Source organism: Campylobacter anatolicus, from assembly GCF_018145655.1.
Classification (GTDB): domain Bacteria; phylum Campylobacterota; class Campylobacteria; order Campylobacterales; family Campylobacteraceae; genus Campylobacter_A; species Campylobacter_A anatolicus.
Genome location: NZ_JAGSSY010000002.1, coordinates 187,632 through 203,437, shown reverse-complemented (window position 1 = coordinate 203,437; position 15,806 = coordinate 187,632). Strand labels below are relative to the sequence as shown.

The following is a 15,806-nucleotide window of genomic DNA, read 5'->3' as shown; positions in this document are numbered from 1 at the left end:
TTTAACAACTTCCACGTAGCTGAATACTAATGTCCCCAGCACCAAATCCCACAACTATGCCGTCACTTAAACGATTTATCACACCAAACTCATCGGTAAATTCTACTCCATTTTCTGTTCGCTCAACCCTATCTGTAAATATCGGATTATACTCCTTAAACTCGGCTTTCATATCAACTTCAATAGGCGTCTCTCCTGCTGCATAAACAGGTAGAATAACTAGCTCATCAACCCCCTTAAAACACTCCTTAAATCCAGCTAAATTTGTGCTTAATCTAGTATAACGATGTGGTTGAAATATCGCTGTAACTTGCGAAATTCCAAGTAATTTTGCATACTCAAAAACCGAAGCCAAAGTCGCTTTTATCTCAGTTGGATGGTGTGCGTAATCATCAATAAGTATAAAGTTTTTATCGGCACGTAATATATCAAAACGCTTTTTTATCCCTTTAAAATTTAAAAGCTTCTCTCTTATATCTTTTAATGGCGTTTCGTGTAGTGCTGCAAGTATAGCAAGACTAGCGTCTATGGCGATATGCCGACCCATACCAAATACTTCAAATTTACCTAGATTTTTAAGATTAAAGCTCGTGTACGGCTGATAGTCTCTAACAACCATCGCCATTTCCGTGATGTCTGTGCTAGGAAAAAGTCGTATAGCGTCAATCTTTAAGGTGCTTAAAAACTCATCTTCAGCGTTTATAACACGCACCTTTGCACGCTCTAAAAACCCCTTATACGCAGCATAAAATTTTGCTAAATCATAATCATAATGCTCCATATGTTCGGGTTCTGCGTTTGTTACAACGGCTAGATATGGATTTGAGTTTAAAAAGCTACTATCGCTCTCATCTGCTTCAAAAACGACATTTTGACTCTGCTCGTATCGCATATTTGAGCCAAACTGCTTTGATATGGCACCGATGATAACAGAGCCATCTATCAAGCTTGAAAGCATAGCTGATGTCGTGCTTTTTCCGTGTGCTCCAGCAACTGAAAATACACGCTTATCCTCAAGCACGTAGGGTAAAATTTCTTTTCTAGAAAAGCACTTTATCCCACGCTTTTTAGCCTCAACTAGCTCTACATTATCATCTTTTATCGCTGCTGAATATACTACAAAATCTTGATCTTTTATCGCCTCTTTACAATGCGGCGTCATCACCTCTATGCCTTGTTTTTGAAGCTCTAGCGTAGTTTTGCTCTCTTTGATATCACTACCACTTATCTTTAGTCCTTTTTCATTTAAAAAGCGGGCGATGGCAGAAATGCCAATACCTCCTATCCCAACAAAATGTACCTTTTTCACTTTTAATTCCCCATACTTGATAGATTTTTAATAATAAACAAATTCAAAAAAGAGCAACTCATTATATTAAATTTAATTTTCATTTTTTTATCGCCCTTTTGTTAGCTCAAAGCTCGTCTTTATCAGATCCTGCACTACACTACCTTTAATGTCACTATCTAAATTAACACTTATCCAATGTTTTTTATTCATATGATAAGCTAATAAAATTTGACTATCATCTCTTAAAATTTTAGCCAAATCAGGCTTGCATTTTAAATTTAAAATTTGTATCTGTCGTCCTGATTTAAAGCCTAATTTTTCACTTTCAACTAGCATAAAAACAGCAAACCATTTTTCATTTTGAATATGGCGAAATACTACAAACTCGGGGTATCTTTCAAACAATCTTTCACCTTTTATGCCATAACTTTGATATATAAATTTAAAAATTTCATCTTGTTTTTTATGATTAGCCATATTATCTTACATATCTTTTATTGAAGATTTTATATGCTCTCGTTCTTCATTAGATAGGCCATATTTATCAAACAATTGTTCGTCAATCTCATTTATAGGCTTTGTCCAGTCTATATCTGATTTATTTGTAAAGTCTTGCATTGGAACAAATTTATATGTTGCTTTCGTCCCGTGCTGACTTATTTTTGCCAAAAAATGTAAATATCTTGCAAATTTGGTTTTCAGATACAACGACAAATTTATAGACGAAAACTCAGTTAATTCGGCCTCTGCCCCAATGGTTAAAAATGTTTCCGTACATACAGAATTTGGCTCACCAACAAACGAATTTTGGTTGTCATCTTTTAACTCTGTACCAATATTATTTGCATATGGAGTATAAACTTTCCAAGTATTAATCCATTCTTTATTATTTAATATTAAATTTTCTTCTATATATCCAACTTTTTGACTTTTTCCATAGCATTTTACAGGCTTAGAAAGTTTTTTTGCGTCAATTTTAAAATGACTACTATTAACAAAATTACTTTCTAATCCAAACGGTTTCCTAGCTGATATAATATCATCGAGCATATGTTTATCTTTTGTTAAAAATATTTTATTTATAACACTTAAACCAAAATTATCTCTAACAAATATGTCTACACCATCTATCAGTAATCTTCTATTAACATCAGAAACAACTTGATTATCCTTATGCGTAACAACTTTCACTTCCAATTCCGTTTTATTTTTGTCTTGTATAAAATAGCAAACACCACCCCTATTATTGGTATTAGGAAACAGATCTTCTGGAGTTAAAAAATCATGCAGCTCTTTTATCGTTTTATCTCTAAGCATCAAATCTCTAAACTCATCTAATCCCTTACCTCCAGCAAACCATCTTGTAGGAGTTATGTAACAAGTATAATTAGAAGAAAGCTCTTTACCAAGCAAAACAAAATACTGATAGATAGGCTTTGCACTTGCCTGAGCCCCACCATCACTTATTTGATACGGCGGATTGCCAACTACAGCTCCAAATTTCACTTTATCATCACCTGCCTTAATTTCATCATTTAATTTAATCTCGCTAAATTTTTTGTCTTGTTTTAGCAAATTGCTTATTTTTTTATAATCTACTTTATCATTTTCATTATTAACATCTATCAAATCATAAGCATTAAAATTTATTGCTATATTATCTATATTTAGATTTAATATCTCATAAAATCTTCTCGTAAATTCGTATGCCACCTGCGATGTTGGGATAGAGTAAATAATATCCTTTATTTCCTCGTGAGAATATCGAAGTTCAGAGGTTAATCTCTTATACAAAGATACCGCATACTCTCCTGATTTACTAGCGGTATCAAGTAATTTTTCTTTATTGTTTATAATTTCTCTTAGTCTATCTTTTGGTAATAGCGACACCATCTCATCACACACTCTTGATGGTGTAATTATCTCAGACTCAGACATTCTATTAAATTTTTTTATAGATGTCATAGCTCTTGTGAGTGGTTCTATCCTTTCATCAGAAACAAGCATAGATATGTTTTGAATTTTATAATCCAAACTACTTCTTTTAAATGGATCCATAGTCTCGCTTATCTTTTGAATAATATCCTTTTTTAAGAATAAATTTCTTGAAAGTCTGCTATTTTCTGCACTATCAATTACACTTAAAATATCGTCTAATGAAGAGACTCTATCTTTAGTCAAGAATGAGAAGAAAAGCAATCTTTGATAGTATGTTTTTATCTGATTCTCTAATTTTTTTATTTCATCAGCAGTCTTGGTTTCACTATAGTCTTCTTCATTTTCATTTGGTCTTGCCTCATCTGTATTTTTTACTCTATCTGTTGTAGGCTCATCAATATCTAAGTCTTCGCCATCACCTTGATTAGGATCGATTATTAAACCTTGTTTTGAATTAAATTCAGCTTGGCTTTCTATGGCCTCTCTGACATCTTCATCATTAAGTATTGATAAGTCTACAGGAATATCTAATACCTCATCAGATATGCTTCTTTGATTGTTATATTCACTTATGGCTTCTAAAATATTAGTAGCTTCTACCTCTTTGATTTTATTATGGTTCATCATAATAATCGGAGAGATACGAAGCTCTTCAATGATTCTTTCTTTTAGCTTACTATTGCCATTTTTATCAGTATTAACATTATAAATAAGTGATTTTTGTTCTTGCATTCTAAAGAGTCTGATAGGATCAAAATCAACAAGCAATGTTTGTGGTTTTAAGTTCTCTTTAATAATCCCATTATCGCTAGATAAGATTCTGATATACTGGTTTTGAAGTCTAAATATAGACTGATCATATTCTTGTGGAGAAGCCGTATCCTTAAAATAAAGCATAGTATCCCACTGCTGTACTGTAGAGCCTGTGAGCATTCTATTAACTGTTAGTGTTAAGGTTTTTTGATTTTTTGCTTCACATTCTCTAATCTTATTTTTTATATCATTTGGTTTTTTATACTCTCTCTTTGCTTCTACTCCTGAAATATTAATAATCTCGTATTCGCTTAAATTTTTAAAAGTATCTTTTTGTAGTTTTATTAGCTCTTCCATAGCATCACAAGACGCACAATATGGCAATACCATTACCATATGTCTACACATCTTGCCCTCTTTTATCTTATCGTAATCTAAAAAGCCTAATAATTCATCATCTTCTTTACTACCGTCTATTACTTGCAATAAATCAAGAATTTCAATTTCGTTGATGAATTTTTTATGTTTATTATTCTCGCTATCCTTTTTTATAGACCTTGGTTCAAATAATTTTGAAAAAGCAAAGCTAACTCCACTTTTCTTTAAAGCTTCCATTTTTTCACGTGATGATTTATTTGGATTAAAGGCAAACCGAATCATTTGTGGGAAACCATAATATGGGTTGTCCCATTCATTTACATCATCGTTATTTAGATATTTTCTATCCCAATCTTCTTGTTCCTTGACAATATCAGAAAACTGAACAAATGAGATGATATCTTCTTTTGCAAACTCACTGCCCATCAAAATACGATATGGCGTTCCAGACAAATGCAATCTTATTCTTGCATTTATTTTCTTGATCTCTTTTTCAGCTTCATTGATATCAATATTTTCATCATCAAATTTATTGATATTTTCTTTGTCTGATTTATCATATCCTGCATCTTTTAAGATTTTTCCAAAGGATTCTGCTCTTGCTCCAAAATGTGTTTCATCAACAATTAAAAGGTCTACTTGCTCTCCAAAAATTTGTCTGTGTTTATCTTTAACGACATCTCCTTGAAGGTCTTGCAAAGTGAGAAAAACAACAGCATTTTTCTCTTCTAATAGCTTATCCTTAATTGCACTTTCATTATTGGCTAAATCAGATGCCTCTAAAAACACATATTCAACAAAATTTCCAGCACTTTCCACCGTCTTCTTCCATTCATCCTTTACATCTGCCTTAGCTGATACAACTAATACAAGCTTGGCTTTTAATTCCAAAGCACAGCAAAGAGAGGTGAAGGATTTACCAAAACGCATTACTGCATACATCAAAAGATTTTTTCTACCATTTTTTACAGCCTTTGTAAAATTATATACCGCAGCTTGCTGATTTGGTCTTAAAGTCCAATCTTCTTCTCTTTCATAATGATAAATCTGGGGTAGTCTATTATCTGAGCTATAGTATTCATATTTCCCAGAATTTGACTCATAATTTTCTTTTATGTCTTTAATGGCATTATCAATATCAGAATCGTCTGTATCTTTAAAAAATTCTCTGCTGTAGTAGATATCCTCATCTAAATCTTTTTTCGTTAAGCGTTTTTTCTTTAAATCATTTTCTAGATATTGATGTATGGAATAATCTCTAAAATAGGTTTTTTCATCAATAATAGCTTCTTTATTATATTTTTCTTCAAGCTCCGGGAAAAATTCTTTCCACTCTTTTATCCTTTTTGATACGGATCTATAAGTATCCCCCACTTTCAAATAATTTGGTATAGTATTTGTTGTAAAGGCATAGATACGTGGTTTAACACGTCCAATTATTATTCTATCCAATATATCTGTAGCTTCTATTCTTGAATCATCCATTTATCTATATCTCTTATCAAGTCTTGAAAAATAATATTTTTTTTAGATTTCCAATCTTTTATAATACACAAAGCATTTTTATCTTTTTCCATAAAATCAAATAATGTCATTTGTGCATTTAACTCAACGGGTTTTTTATATGGAATAGTATATGTTAGTCCATCCATCTGCCATAGATTCCATGAAATTATCTTAGCTATTTTTAAAAGTTCCTCTTCTGTCGGCTCTCTATATAATCTATCTTCCATATAATCACAATAAGAAATAAGCAAATTTTCTCTTGCTATAAGCAAACTATCTCCTTGAAATTCAAAGCCATAAATACTTTGAAACGCTCTTTCTGTCCATTTAAGCCATTCTGCCTCCGTAGTCGTATTTTCTTTTACAACTCTCATTTTTCTGTCTAATATACCTACTCTTTTATGCAGCTTTATAGGCTCTCCGGTAACTGTATCATATCTGCTTACTAAATATGGTGCTTCCCCACATGCAATCTCAAGCCTTCTATCATCAACATATTTTTGCCAAGTTTTATTTTTTTTATTTGGAAATTCTATTTTGTTCGTAGTTGCAACCCAAGACTTCTCTTTTTCTATATTAAAGACATAATCTTTTTCAAACCATGCATTATCAACTAAATTATTTTGAGCATTACAGACCCAACTTGGAGTAAAAACCTCTGCTTTTTCTTTCGTTCTATTGCCCTGATTTTCTTTAGTCTTAAATATTCTAGGTTGAATTACCTTTGAATTATTGCCATTAATAAGATCAAAAAGGATAGGATAATGCGAGCAGTACTCTTTTCCTAATATCTCATAATCATCTGTTCCCCAGATAATATTTCTATTTGTTGTTCTATCAATAAGGAGAGTTTTTAAAATCTCCTTACTCCATTTATCTTCATCTACATCAATTGTAAATGCCATTTATCTGACCTTCTTAATATATTTTTCAATACAAATTAAATCTCCTACGTATATTACAAACTCTTTGTAAATTTTTCCGATAACAAAAAAAGACGCTCGTCATATTTAACTATCTTAATATTATACCACATACCACATATAGTTGCCAAATATAAATGATACACAAAAACGATCAGTATAGCCAAAAGACCACACTGATATAGTTTTTACGCAATTGTTTCATTCTTACTAAAAAGTGCTATATTAAACATACTTGCTTCACTTGTATATCTGCAATATAACTACTCACCGGTAATGCTTTAAATATTATTTGATTGCATTAGTAGGATTTTGTAGTTAATCTTTAAGTTTTCTCTATTCAAATTCAAAATTAATAATAGTTTTAAATTATATACATCTTGAACTCAGTAAAAATCCATACTAGTTAATCTACATTTTGCTTATCTCAATGCTTTTATACTCACTAAATGGATAAAAGTGTGTCTATTTATTTGTATTATATAGCTTATATTTTTACTACAAAAAGCTATTATCGCTTAGCTGATGTGTTAGCTCTTAGCCTTGGATATAGAGTATCAAAAGCAAATTATAAACATTTACAATATCTGTCTTTTATCTTTTAGAACTAATTTTGCCTTTTATAACAGTAGCTTAGATGATCATCTATCACACCGATAGCTTGTAAAAACGAATAAGCACTAACCGCACCGAAAAATTTAAAACCACGCTTTTTCATATCTTTTGCCACATATTCACTAAGTGGTGTTTTAGCTGGAATTTCTTTAATATTTCTCCAGTTATTTTTTATCTGAATACCACCAACAAAGCCCCAAATATACTCATAAAAGCTACCAAACTCACTCTGTACAGCTAAAAATGCCTTTGCATTTGCACTCGTTGCAGCTATCTTTGCACGATTTTTTATTGCACCATCATATTTTAAAATTTCATCAAATTTAGCTTCATCATACTTAGCAATCACGCTTGGCTTAAAACCATCAAATGCCACTCTTAGGCTCTCTCGCTTTTTTAACACGATATACCAACTAAGCCCAGCTTGAAAACTCTCAAGCACAATAAACTCAAATAACTTTCGCTCATCACGTATCACCTGCCCCCACTCATTATCGTGATAGCTACGATACAAATCATCTCTTTCACACCATTCGCAACGTTTTATCTCTAAATTTTTAGCCATTTTCTACTCAAATTTAGCCACTATGCTATCAAACCCCCAAAGCTTTCTAGCTGCACTCACCTGTCTTTTATCAATATCAAGCACGAGCATCTCCTCGCCCTCGCCAAGTCTTTGCGAGATCTCTCCAAATGGTGTAACTAAAAAGCTATCGCCATAAAAACTCCAGTTCTCATCTGTATCTTTTTGTTTATAAGTTCCTATACGATTGACACGCAAGACATAGACATTATGTGTAAAAGCTCGCATTTTTAGTAGCTCTTCCCAACGTCTTTGCGTCTGAAATGTATTCGCACAAGGCACGATAACCACATCTACCTTTTTCGCACTCATTGTTACCCAACTCGTGTCAAAATGTGTCTCAAAGCCACTAAGGACACCGACTTTTAACCGCTCATGAGTAAAAAAAGCAAAGTTTAGATCACGCTCGAATTTATTTGCATAAAATTTGCTCTCGTTCCAGTGAGAGTAAGGCATTAAAATCTGCTGGTCATAAAGCCTAGTCTGACTTGGGCTAAATTTTGCCACTGACTTAAACATATCACCACCACGAAAGCTCACGATAGGTGCTATGATCGTAAGCTCATATTTTTTCGCCAAATTTGCAAGGCTTTGAATTTTTTGCTCACTTTGTGCCTTTATCATATTTTTAGGCATCATCTCAAGCTCTTTAAAAAAGCTATTTAGCACATATTCACCTAGTACCACGAGCTTTGCACTCTCATCAGCACAAATTTTTAGATAATAATCCAGCCTTGCCTCACTCAATGGTAAAGTCGGTAGTTGCAAAGCACAAATTTTACTCATCATCCACTTCTTGTATGCTAAGCTCAGCCTTTTGTAGTATCTCTCTTGCCTCGGCTAAAAGCTGTTTGCCCTGTTTGTGTAGCTCAACACTATGCATAAGGCTTACTTCATCTTTATTTAAATTTGCTAAAATTTCATTAGCCTGTTTTATCTTATCTTCAAATGTTTGTGAATTTTCCATTTTATCCCTTTATCTCACGTTCAATAGCACGTTTTACATACATTTCAAATTTATCTATCTCAACCAAAAAAGCATCGTGTCCGTAACTGCTATTTATCTCTATGTATTCGCACCGCTCACATCGTCCCATATCGCAAAATGTATCATAAATTTCACTCATACAACTAGGTGGGAATAGCAAATCTCCCTTAAATGCAATAAGACTAAGGTGCGATTTTATCGGACTTAAAGCGTCTTTTAAACTATCATAATGACGTGTGCAATCAAAAATATTCATCATCTTTACGATGTAAAGATAGCTTAGTGGGTCAAATCGCTTTGGAAAATTAAAGCCATTATAATCCATATAGCGATCAACTTCAAAACGTCCAAAAAGTTCGTAAAGTCCATCTGTTTGGACATAGTTACGGCCGAATTTAGTATCCATACTATCAGGGCTTAAAAAGCTTATATGCCCTGCCATTCTACCGTAGCTTAGCCCATTTAATCCATTCTCTTTGATAAAATTTTCATCATATTCGCCATTTTTAAACTCAGGGTCATTTACGATAGCACTTATGGCGATTTTATTAAAAGCAATCGCCCACGCTTTGCTTTGATAGGTGCTAGCAAGCATTATTATACGTTCAGCAAAATTTGGAAACTCTATCGCAAAACAGAGTGCTTGCATACCACCAAGTGAGCCGCCTATCACAGCTTTGGCTCTATAAATTCTAAGCTCGTTAAATAGCCTTATCTGAGCCTTTACGACATCACTTATCGTTAAAACTGGAAATTTAAGCCGATACTGCTTACCAGTGCTAATATCTATGCTAAGTGGCGAGGTTGAGCCGTAGCATGAGCCTAGAATGCTAACACAAATGACAAAATATTTATCTGTATCTACGGCTTTACCGCTACCGATGAGCCCATCCCACCAACCTGCTTTGCCATCATTTTCGTATCTGCCAGCTGCGTGGTGTGAGCCAGTGAGTGCGTGGCAGATGACTACGACGTTGCTTTTATCAGCATTTAACTCACCATAAGTCTCATAAACTAGCTCATAAGAGCTTAGCAAACGACCGCTTTCAAGGTATAGTGGCTCACTAAACTTAAATTTACCAGTTTTTAAGTTTAACACTAATTACCGACTTTATAATTTGGTGCTTCATGCGTTATGACAACGTCATGCACATGACTCTCTTTTAGTCCTGCACTCGTTATCTCTACAAACTCTGCTCTTTCTTGAAGCGTAGGTATATCCTTTGCTCCAACATAACCCATAGAACTTCTTAAGCCACCTATTAGCTGGTGTATGACATCTTTTAAACCACCCTTATACGGCACACGCCCTTCAATGCCTTCAGGGACCAGCTTATCTTGTGCTGTACCTTCTTGAAAATACCTATCAGAACTACCGCGTGTCATAGCACCGATGCTACCCATTCCACGGTAAGCCTTATACTGTCGCCCTTGATGAGTGATGACCTCACCCGGGGTCTCTTCGCAACCTGCAAGTAAGCTACCAGCCATAACACAACTAGCTCCAGCAGCAAGTGCCTTTGCCAAATCGCCTGAGTATTTTAATCCACCATCAGCCGTAACTGGTATGCCGTAACGTGCTGCTTCTGTCGCACAGTCATCTATGGCTGAAATTTGTGGCACACCGACACCAGCGACGATGCGTGTGGTGCATATTGAACCCGGTCCAATGCCAACTTTTATGCCATCTGCCCCTGCTTCAGCTAAGTCTTTAACAGCAGCAGGATTAGCGATATTACCCACGACAACATCAACTTCAAATTTAGATTTTATCTGTTTTAATGTATCTATAATACCCTTTGAGTGCCCATGTGCTGAGTCCATAACAATAACATCAACTCCAGCATTTACAAGTGCTTCGACTCTATCAAGTTGACCCACACCAACAGCCGCTGCTACACGAAGTCTGCCGTAGCTGTCTTTATTTGCATTTGGATACTCTTTGCGTTTTTTTAGATCTTTTATCGTAATAAGCCCATCAAGCTTACCGTTCTCATCAACGATAGGAAGCTTTTCTACACGATTTTGGCTAAAAATTTTCTCCGCATCATCAAGAGTGCAGCCTTTTGGGGCGGTTATCAGTGGTGCTTTTGTCATTCTATCTTTTACAAGTGTAGTCTTGTCGGTTTCAAATCTTAAATCGCGATTAGTTAAAATTCCTATTAATTTATGCTCATCATCAACTACTGGCACACCTGATATATGCAAATCCGCCATTAAATTTAAAGCCTCGCCAACACTCGCATCAGGCTTTATAAATATAGGATCAATAATGACGCCACTCTCGCTTTTTTTAACACGTCTAACCTCTTTGGCTTGACTATTTATATCCATATTTTTATGTATAACGCCGATACCACCAAGTCGTGCCATCATAATAGCTGCACGATGCTCTGTTACCGTATCCATCGCGGCTGAGACGATAGGAATGTTTAACGTTACGTTTTTGCTAAATTTAGTCCTTATATCAACTTGCTTAGGCAAAATCTCAGAATACTGTGGCACAAGTAACACATCTTCAAACGTCAAAGCTCTCTTAACTATCTTCATGCTCTATCCTTTTATTAAATTTTCTAAGCTAGTTGCACCATCTATCAAAGTCTGCTCATCCCATGCTCTACCGATAAGTTGAGCACTTATATTTAGATTATCACTATTTTTTGCTATCGGTACAGAGATGGCAGGAAGTCCAGCTAAATTCACACTTATTGTATATATGTCACCCAGATACGCTTCAAGTGGATCGCTCAACGCTTTAAATTTAGGAGCAACACTTGGAGTAACCGGCATAAATATAAGATCAGCTTCATTTAAAATTTTCTCATACTGTGCTTTTATGTGAGCACGTGCTTTTTGAGCTTTGATATAGTAAGCATCGTAATATCCGCTACTAAGCACAAAAGTACCTAGTAAAATTCTACGCTTTACTTCATCACCAAAGCCTTCACTGCGTGAGTTTATGTAAAGCTCTTTTAAATTTTTAGCCTCAGCTCTGCGACCATATCTTACACCATCAAATCTACTTAAATTCGCACTTGCTTCAGCAGTTGCGATGATGTAATAAGCTGCTACATCGTATTTTGAATCCTCTAAGTTTTTATAAATTATATTGTGTCCGTGAGCTTTTAGCTTATCAACAGCTTTTAAAAGTTCACGCTTTATATCTTCACTTGCATTTTTAACATAGTTTTCTATTACGCATATTGTTAATTTTCTATCGCCGTTTATTTTGTCACTTATACTTTCAAATTTAACATCTGCACTCGTACTATCTCGATCATCATGCCCAGCAATAATATCATATAATATCGCAGAATCCTGGACGTTTTGAGTGATCGGCCCTATCTGATCTAAGCTACTTGAAAACGCACCAAGTCCATAACGGCTAACTCGACCATAAGTTGGCTTAAAGCCTACACAACCGCAAAACGCGGCTGGTTGGCGTATGCTACCACCTGTGTCACTACCAAGTGAGGCGATAGCGATACCACCAGCGACTGCTGCAGCTGAACCACCACTTGAGCCACCTGGGACATATGCGTGATTTAAAGGATTTAGCGTATGTCCGTAATATGAACTCTCAGTCGTGCTACCCATCGCAAACTCATCCATATTTGCCCTGCCAAATGGAGCTAAATTTGCTGCGAGTAACTTCTCAATAACTGTTGCATTATAAGGTGCTACGTATCCTTGTAAAATTTTTGAGCCACTCGTTACATTCCAGCCTTTAACTTGGATGTTATCTTTTATGGCTATTGGCACACCTTCGCCTAACTTTGCGATAGGTAGATTTGACAGTTGCTCTACATAAGCTCCTAGATTTTTCTCTTTTATTATCTTTGCTTCAAGCTCAGAACGTAGGGTTTTTATATCCTCACTTGAGAGTTTTAATGCCTCTTTTAAAGTTATCACTTTCTATCCTTTAAATTTATTTACTAAAACTACACCAAACCCGGTGAGAGCGAGAATAATACCTATGCTAATGCTGATAGTTAAAAGTGAAACAGGCTCAGCAAACACCACTTAAAACCTTTCTGCACCTTAAGCAGGTCGCTCCCTCATCATCAGCATTAAATTTCCAGCAACGTGGACATTTATGAGCCTTACTTAGAGCTATTTTAAATTTATCCAAGCCTACTTCAAACTCACAAAGCCCCTCGCTCTCATCATATCTACTAACTTCGCTAACCATATACAAATCAGCCACTTCATCAATATCGTAGTCTAAAATTTTCTCACTCGTAGTCTGCAATACTAGCTCTAGTGTTGATTTTATCTTTTTATCTTTTTTAAGTACATCTATAAGCTCAAAAAACTTCTCACGACTTGCAAACAAACTCTCATCCAATGCTTTAAACTCTAGCTCAAGTGGAGCATAGACTAGATCAAACGCATCGGCTGAGCCATTTTTGATAATGCTAGGAGCATACTCCATAACCTCATCTATCGTGTATGTTAAAGTTGGTGCAAGTAGTGGTAACAGTGATCTTGTGATGAGTGCCATCGCACTTTGAGCACCTCTTCTGCGTCTACCATCTTTTGTATCACAGTAAAGGCGATCTTTACACACATCAAGATAAATTCCGCTAAGATCAGCTGAAAGAAAATTTAAAAGGATGTTAAATCCCTTTGAAAAATCATAATTTTTAAAGCAATTTTGCACCTCGTCAAATGTGCGTTTCGCACGACTTAATATCCATCTATCAAGCAGACCAAACTCTGTTGAAAGCTCATCTAAATCATTTACGTTTGCTAGTAAGAATCTAATTGTATTTCGTATTTTTCTATATTGTTCGCTTACTTGTTTTAAGATATTATCGCTTATTTTAAGGTCGCTTGAATAATCGCTCAAACCAACCCAAAGACGCAATATCTCCACACCATAAGTCTTAGCCACATCTTGTGGAGCGACCACGTTACCCTTGCTTTTGCTCATCTTTTGCCCGTTCTCATCAACGGTAAATCCATGAGTGAGTATGCTCTTATAAGGGGCATGAGAGTTTACTGCTGTGCTTACTAAAAGAGAGCTTTGAAACCAGCCACGATGCTGATCAGATCCTTCCAAATACATACTCGCCGGATAGTTGCCAGCATCGTAGTTCTCGCTTTGTAAAACTGCATACCATGTTGAACCGCTGTCAAACCAAACGTCAAGTATATCCATAACTTTTTCTAAATTTTCAGCATTGTATTTTGAGTTTGGTACGAGCAGCTCAGCAATGCTAAGATCCCACCAAGCATCCGCACCATTGACCTTAAAAATTTGATAGATATATTCTAAAACATCAGCATCAAATATAACCTCTTTAGTATCCTTGTGCCTAAAAAATGCTATCGGCACTCCCCAGTCACGCTGACGAGAAATACACCAATCAGGGCGATTTTCTATCATTGTGCCTATACGACGCACACCTGCAGCAGGGTAAAATTTAACATTATTAAGCTCGCCACGTGCTACCTCGCGAAGTGTCTTACCATCAAGTCTAGGCTCATCCATAGCGATAAACCATTGCTTTGTTGCACGATAAATCACCGGCTTATGCGTCCTCCAGCAAAACGGATATGAGTGAGTAAATTTAGAAACATGTAACAAACTCTTACCAAGAAGCTCAATGATACGCTCATTTGCTTTAAAGATATGGATGCCGATAAATTCATCAACCACATCCGCTCTAAATAGCCCACGCATCTTTAGCGTCTCATCATATAATCCACCATCATCAACAGGCATATTTATATCGGTTATACCATATTTTAAACACACATAATAATCATCTTCGCCGTGTCCAGGGGCAGTATGAACTAGACCAGTTCCACCATCAGTTGTAACATGTTCACCTAATAAAAATCGAGATTGGTTATCGTTTAGTGGATTAATAGCATGTGTATTTTCAAGTAAGGTAGAGCTAAATTCTTTAATAATTTTACCATTTGTAATACCTAGCTTTGTAAGTCCTTCGACCAAATCTTTGGCAAATATAAAGCCATCGTCAGTTAATACATAAGTCTCGGTTGGGCTTAAGCTTATGGCTTGATTTGATGGTAGCGTCCAAGGTGTAGTCGTCCAGATAACAGCACTTGCTTTGCTGACACCAAGCTTTGAAAGAGCGTCTGTGTCAAGCTCAAATGCTACATAGATAGAGTAATCCTCTTTATCTGCATACTCAACCTCTGCTTCAGCTAGTGCTGAACGAGCCGCCCAGCTCCAAAATACAGGCTTGCTTCTCTCTATGATAAGCCCGCGTTTGGCTATCTCGCAAAGTGCTTTGTATATGTCAGCTTCAAATTCAAATTTCATTGTCAAGTATGGATTTTCAAAGTCGCCAATGATACCGAGTGCTTTAAACTCATCACGCTGAATATCTATAAACTCACGAGCATGAGCACGACAATACTCACGAATTTGCGTCTTGCTAAGCTCCTTTTTTTTCTCGCCAAGCTTAACCTCAACTTGTTGCTCTATAGGCAGTCCGTGGCAGTCCCAGCCCGGTACATAGCGGACATTTTCACCAAAAAAGTAGTGAGTTTTTATTATTATATCTTTTAAAATTTTATTAAGTGCGTGTCCGATGTGAAGGTGTCCATTGGCATACGGTGGTCCATCATGGATGTTAAAACTAACCTTTGCATTTTGACGGTTGCGTTTCATTTTCTCATAAATTTTACGCTCATTATGCCAGGAGTTTAGGCGTTTTGTCTCATTTTCTGGCAAGTTACCTCGCATAGGGAATTCTGTCGTTGGGAGTAATAATGTGTCTTTGTAGTCCATAGGTTGCCTTGATTTGTTGAATAAATTTGCAAATTTTACCTTAGCAAGGGTTAAATCACACT

The 15,806-nt window shown here is 35.6% G+C and carries 11 protein-coding genes; all 11 read right to left on the bottom strand.

What is annotated here, in order from left to right; all coding sequences use genetic code 11:
* Position 1: 1 nt before the first annotated feature.
* The gene (gene murC / locus KDE13_RS04095; RefSeq protein WP_212140724.1) at positions 2 to 1,309 is read right to left on the bottom strand and encodes a UDP-N-acetylmuramate--L-alanine ligase; all 1,308 of its coding nucleotides are present in this window, start codon (positions 1,307 to 1,309) and stop codon (positions 2 to 4) included.
* Positions 1,310 to 1,396: 87 nt separating this feature from the next.
* Positions 1,397 to 1,768, bottom strand: coding sequence for an MmcQ/YjbR family DNA-binding protein (locus tag KDE13_RS04090; RefSeq protein ID WP_212142921.1), 372 nt, complete (start codon positions 1,766 to 1,768; stop codon positions 1,397 to 1,399).
* Positions 1,769 to 1,774: 6 nt separating this feature from the next.
* Entirely contained in the window at positions 1,775 to 5,845 is a 4,071-nt protein-coding gene (locus KDE13_RS04085; protein ID WP_212142920.1) for an Eco57I restriction-modification methylase domain-containing protein, read from the bottom strand.
* Positions 5,827 to 6,771 (bottom strand): hypothetical protein, encoded by a 945-nt coding sequence (locus tag KDE13_RS04080; protein WP_212142919.1) that lies wholly within the window; start codon positions 6,769 to 6,771, stop codon positions 5,827 to 5,829. The genes KDE13_RS04085 and KDE13_RS04080 overlap by 19 nt, the downstream gene beginning before the upstream one ends.
* 625 nt (positions 6,772 to 7,396) lie before the next feature.
* Positions 7,397 to 7,969: a DNA-3-methyladenine glycosylase I gene (locus KDE13_RS04075; RefSeq protein ID WP_229203835.1), complete on the bottom strand. Its 573-nt coding sequence runs from the start codon at positions 7,967 to 7,969 to the stop codon at positions 7,397 to 7,399.
* Positions 7,970 to 7,972: 3 nt separating this feature from the next.
* Positions 7,973 to 8,773 (bottom strand): carbon-nitrogen hydrolase family protein, encoded by an 801-nt coding sequence (locus KDE13_RS04070; protein ID WP_212140720.1) that lies wholly within the window; start codon positions 8,771 to 8,773, stop codon positions 7,973 to 7,975.
* On the bottom strand, positions 8,766 to 8,954 hold the full coding sequence (xseB, locus tag KDE13_RS04065) for an exodeoxyribonuclease VII small subunit (protein WP_212140719.1): 189 nt from the start codon (positions 8,952 to 8,954) through the stop codon (positions 8,766 to 8,768). Before xseB ends, KDE13_RS04070 begins: the two co-directional genes overlap by 8 nt.
* Position 8,955: 1 nt before the next feature.
* Positions 8,956 to 10,074 carry a homoserine O-acetyltransferase MetX gene (gene metX / locus KDE13_RS04060; RefSeq protein ID WP_212140718.1) on the bottom strand — a complete coding sequence of 373 codons (1,119 nt, stop codon included), beginning with the start codon at positions 10,072 to 10,074 and terminating at the stop codon, positions 8,956 to 8,958.
* Complete coding sequence (gene guaB / locus KDE13_RS04055) at positions 10,074 to 11,525, bottom strand: IMP dehydrogenase (protein WP_212140717.1); 1,452 nt, start codon at positions 11,523 to 11,525, stop codon at positions 10,074 to 10,076. The genes metX and guaB overlap by 1 nt, the downstream gene beginning before the upstream one ends.
* A gap of 3 nt (positions 11,526 to 11,528) precedes the next feature.
* Positions 11,529 to 12,887 carry an Asp-tRNA(Asn)/Glu-tRNA(Gln) amidotransferase subunit GatA gene (gatA, locus tag KDE13_RS04050; protein ID WP_212142918.1) on the bottom strand — a complete coding sequence of 453 codons (1,359 nt, stop codon included), beginning with the start codon at positions 12,885 to 12,887 and terminating at the stop codon, positions 11,529 to 11,531.
* A 97-nt stretch (positions 12,888 to 12,984) separates the two neighbouring features.
* Complete coding sequence (ileS, locus tag KDE13_RS04045) at positions 12,985 to 15,744, bottom strand: isoleucine--tRNA ligase (protein WP_212142917.1); 2,760 nt, start codon at positions 15,742 to 15,744, stop codon at positions 12,985 to 12,987.
* Between the last annotated feature and the right edge of the window lie 62 nt (positions 15,745 to 15,806).

Bases quoted from the DNA above. Each gene is read 5' to 3' on its own strand.
- KDE13_RS04075 (WP_229203835.1), bottom strand. From the start codon at position 7,969: ATGGCTAAAAATTTAGAGATAAAACGTTGCGAATGGTGTGAAAGAGAT.
- KDE13_RS04090 (WP_212142921.1), bottom strand. From the start codon at position 1,768: ATGGCTAATCATAAAAAACAAGATGAAATTTTTAAATTTATATATCAA.
- guaB (WP_212140717.1), bottom strand. From the start codon at position 11,525: ATGAAGATAGTTAAGAGAGCTTTGACGTTTGAAGATGTGTTACTTGTG.
- KDE13_RS04080 (WP_212142919.1), bottom strand. From the start codon at position 6,771: ATGGCATTTACAATTGATGTAGATGAAGATAAATGGAGTAAGGAGATT.
- xseB (WP_212140719.1), bottom strand. From the start codon at position 8,954: ATGGAAAATTCACAAACATTTGAAGATAAGATAAAACAGGCTAATGAA.
- ileS (WP_212142917.1), bottom strand. From the start codon at position 15,744: ATGGACTACAAAGACACATTATTACTCCCAACGACAGAATTCCCTATG.
- KDE13_RS04070 (WP_212140720.1), bottom strand. From the start codon at position 8,773: ATGAGTAAAATTTGTGCTTTGCAACTACCGACTTTACCATTGAGTGAG.
- KDE13_RS04085 (WP_212142920.1), bottom strand. From the start codon at position 5,845: ATGGATGATTCAAGAATAGAAGCTACAGATATATTGGATAGAATAATA.